Below are 3145 nucleotides of genomic sequence, written 5' to 3'. Positions count from 1 at the left end.
GCTGTGTTATGTGGGGATTACCAGGGCAAAGGAGCGTTTGTTTTTATCCCATGCCAGTGAAAGAAGGCTATGGGGTGGCATGAGGGAACCTGCGGTGCCATCGGCATTTTTAGCGGAATTGCCAGAGGCTTTGATTCAAGGTGATATCCCCAGCAGTGGTGGTGCGGCTTTAAGGCGAGAACAGCGGCTGGAGCGCCTTACCCGCATCGATCGTGAACCATCAATGCCGCGAGCAGGGGCAAATAAAATTAGTGGCCACAGCTGGGCAGTGTGTGATTGCTTGCAACATGATGTTTTTGGAGAAGGCAAAGTTAGCCATTTATTTGGTAGTGGTGAAAAAATCTCAATCGCCGTTAAATTTGCAGGCATGGGCCCCAAAATTCTCGATCCGCGCTTAGCCCCAATCCGGCTTACTAAATGAATTATTGGAGTGATCAGCTGCGCAGAATGGGATTGCTAATAAAATCCCTGTGAATACTTGTGTGACCGGCCAATATATGATGGATGCATCAAAAGCCCCTTGAAGTAACACGTAAATTAGAATTGCCGATCCAACTCTGCTTAAAGTTGGATCCAAATATTTATCTTTTTTGCGCCATTGGGCAATTAGTAAAGCCATGAAAAGCAACATTCCAGTGAAGCCAATAATTCCAGCATTCGCCCAAACTTGGATATATATATTGTGAGCATGTTCAAGTACCCCGGTTATCACCTCATCTGTGCAGAACTTATCCTTGTGTTCAAATCCAATTCCGTATATGAATCGATTATTGCCACTAAATGGCAATTGTATATAGCAATCTTGAATCTGAAGTCTGCCTAGATCTGATTTGAAATCTATCCCTGCCGCGTTAATAATGCTGGAAGGACGCATGAATTTTAAACTAATAAGCATTGCAATACCAGCTACAGCTGTAATCGTAAAAGCTTTAAGAAAACGGCCTCGAGAATATTCGTCTTTTAGTTTTATTATGCCAATAGCAGCAGCTGTAGCTATCATGCCGGCACGAGATTGGGCTTGCCACAGAAGTAAAATACTTAGAATAGATGCAATAAACGGTATGACGTAATCGATTTTATTTTTGTGTTGGTCAAAAAGCATGCAAATACTAATTACAGCTACTAAGCCAATTAAATAAGCGTTTGGGTTGCGTCCAACAAATGAATTCACAGTCCATGGCGGCGACCCTAAATTTATTGCAATTAATGGAAGCGGTATTAGCAACATCTTCAGCAGTAGAGTCCAACGGCTTGCTGATAGCCATGAAGCGGCCAAAAAACTTGCAACTACTAGTAAAATATCTTCACTACTTGCTGGATTATGCATTTCATGAAGCCACCAGGTACGAGCTGTAGCTAAGATTACAAATGCCATTGGCCATAAAGCCCAGCGTTTCTCGGCGGGCGCAAAAGCTAACTGAAGCATCACCCAAAGGCTTGCGGGCATACTGCTTATAACAGGATTTATAGGCATTAAAAATAATATTATTGCTGCCGGCAATAATAAATCTATAAGCGTGGTGGCTTTTAGCATAAAAAATTTGATTTATTAAAATTTACGGCAGCAGCCAACTTAGGAAGCCTCCAAATGTGAGCTTTTCCGCTTTTGCTCTTGCAGCTTGCGCCATTGCTCTCAATTGATAATTTGTTACGGCTTGAGGATCACGCAAACGTTGTAGCAGCTGCACTTGATCTGGCAGTGGATCTGGGCCTGGTTCACCGAGATCAAAACCATTAACTCCTGCCTCAAGTTGTTCTTGCCAGCCACCGCAGCGATTGCGCAGCAATGGCTGGCCAAGAGCCATGGCTTCTACCGCCACCATTGAAAAGGTTTCTTGGCGAGAGCAAATCACAGCAACGTTGGCATGGCCCATGGCAAGTAATGCATCGCGGCGGCTGCCGTGGGGCACCCAGCTGAAGCGATCACCCAATAAGGCATGGCCCCAAAAACGTAATTCTCGATCGAGCTGGGCGTGGCGATCACTTTCTAAACCGATGAATTGCAATTCAAGGGGCCTTAATCCCGGTTTTTCCAGGCAAAGCAGTTGCTGCACGAGGCGCAGAAACCAGCTGTGGCCCTTGTTGCCATTGCCGGCCATACCGGTGAGTTGCAAGCGCAGGCTGTTGAAAGTTGGGAGTGGTTGCTCGAGCAAGGGGCCTTGGGGCCCGATTAGTTCCAGTTGTGGATGCTGCACGGCAAGGGCGCTGCCGCGGTAATCCAGCCAATGTTGATAGGTGCCTAGGCAATGCAGGGAGGGCACCCTTAATTGCAAAACACCAGCAAGCAAAAGCTTTTGCAATCGCTGCGGCCATTGCTCAGCGGTAAGCAATTGGTTTGGTGCTGCTTCGTGGGCAAATAAATCAAGCCGTTGGATTTTGCTTTGCTCAAGCCAATTAAAGGCTTGATTAAGCACCACCAGGGGCAAAGAAAGACTATTTAGTAGAACGCGATCCTGGGGTTTGGGCGTGGGTGGTAATTGGTTTGGCTCCAGCACGCTGCAGCTCAACCCCTTTGCTTGTAGTTCCCGCCGCAATTGAGTGTGAACTCGATCGTGATGCCCTCCCCAACTAATCAGCCGCAAATGCTGTTGCAAACCATTAGCAGCTAACTCTTTAGCTATTGCTGCCAGCACTAAGGGGGCGCCAGTGCTGGTGAAGTTGTGGCTGTAGAGCCAAAAATTACCTGCCATCAGCAGCTGGGCCCATCAACGTTTTTGGGCCAGTAATTCCCTCCACTTAGATGCATAGGGATCAACGCACCAATTGCCGCCAAGGTTTGAACCCCAGAGCTCTTTAAATAATTCCAACTCGGGGGGAATTGCATCAAGGGAGCGGCTAGCGGATTCGAAATGCAGCCAGCGGCTGGAAGGATCCAGCAACACAGCTAAGCCAGTTTCACGGGCCCTTAAGCAAAAGTCCACATCCCCATAGTTAATGGGTAGGTTGAGCTTGAGGCCAGCAAGTTGCTGCCATAAGGCAGTGCTGCACATGCATACAGCTGCTGTTACAGCTTGAAAAGCCCGAGGAGCGATCACTAAATCAACTGGCAAGGCGCTTGGCAAGCAGCCGCCCCAGGCATGGCGAGGGGCGAGATTATCGATAGCTACTCCGGCATGTTGCACGCGGCCATCTGGATAAAGCAGCA

3 protein-coding genes and 1 pseudogene are annotated in these 3145 nt (G+C 47.7%); 1 reads left to right on the top strand and 3 read right to left on the bottom strand.

Annotated features, from left to right (window positions below; genetic code table 11):
* Nucleotides 1-421 (top strand): annotated as a pseudogene (locus tag KB557_RS10195) (AAA family ATPase); the annotation flags it as partial.
* On the opposite strand, the gene KB557_RS10190 reads toward KB557_RS10195, so the two are convergent.
* The 3 genes from KB557_RS10190 to KB557_RS10180 form a co-directional block, all read right to left on the bottom strand.
* Entirely contained in the window at nucleotides 395-1534 is a 1140-nt protein-coding gene (locus KB557_RS10190; protein ID WP_255133876.1) for an O-antigen ligase, read from the bottom strand. The pseudogene KB557_RS10195 and the gene KB557_RS10190 overlap by 27 nt on opposite strands.
* Nucleotides 1535-1556: 22 nt before the next feature.
* Entirely contained in the window at nucleotides 1557-2690 is a 1134-nt protein-coding gene (locus tag KB557_RS10185) for a glycosyltransferase (protein ID WP_255133874.1), read from the bottom strand.
* A 15-nt stretch (nucleotides 2691-2705) separates the two neighbouring features.
* On the bottom strand, nucleotides 2706-3145 hold a 440-nt coding region (locus tag KB557_RS10180; RefSeq protein WP_399218987.1), incomplete at its 5' end, for a glycosyltransferase family 2 protein.

The organism is Synechococcus sp. Cruz CV12-2-Slac-r, from assembly GCF_024346075.1.
Taxonomy (GTDB): domain Bacteria; phylum Cyanobacteriota; class Cyanobacteriia; order PCC-6307; family Cyanobiaceae; genus Synechococcus_D.
Note: the sequence above shows the minus strand (reverse complement) of the source record. Positions and strands in the feature narration are given on the sequence as shown.

Coding starts and splice junctions, on each gene's coding strand:
- KB557_RS10190 (WP_255133876.1), bottom strand. CDS start 1,534: ATGCTAAAAGCCACCACGCTTATAGATTTATTATTGCCGGCAGCAATA.
- KB557_RS10185 (WP_255133874.1), bottom strand. CDS start 2,690: ATGGCAGGTAATTTTTGGCTCTACAGCCACAACTTCACCAGCACTGGC.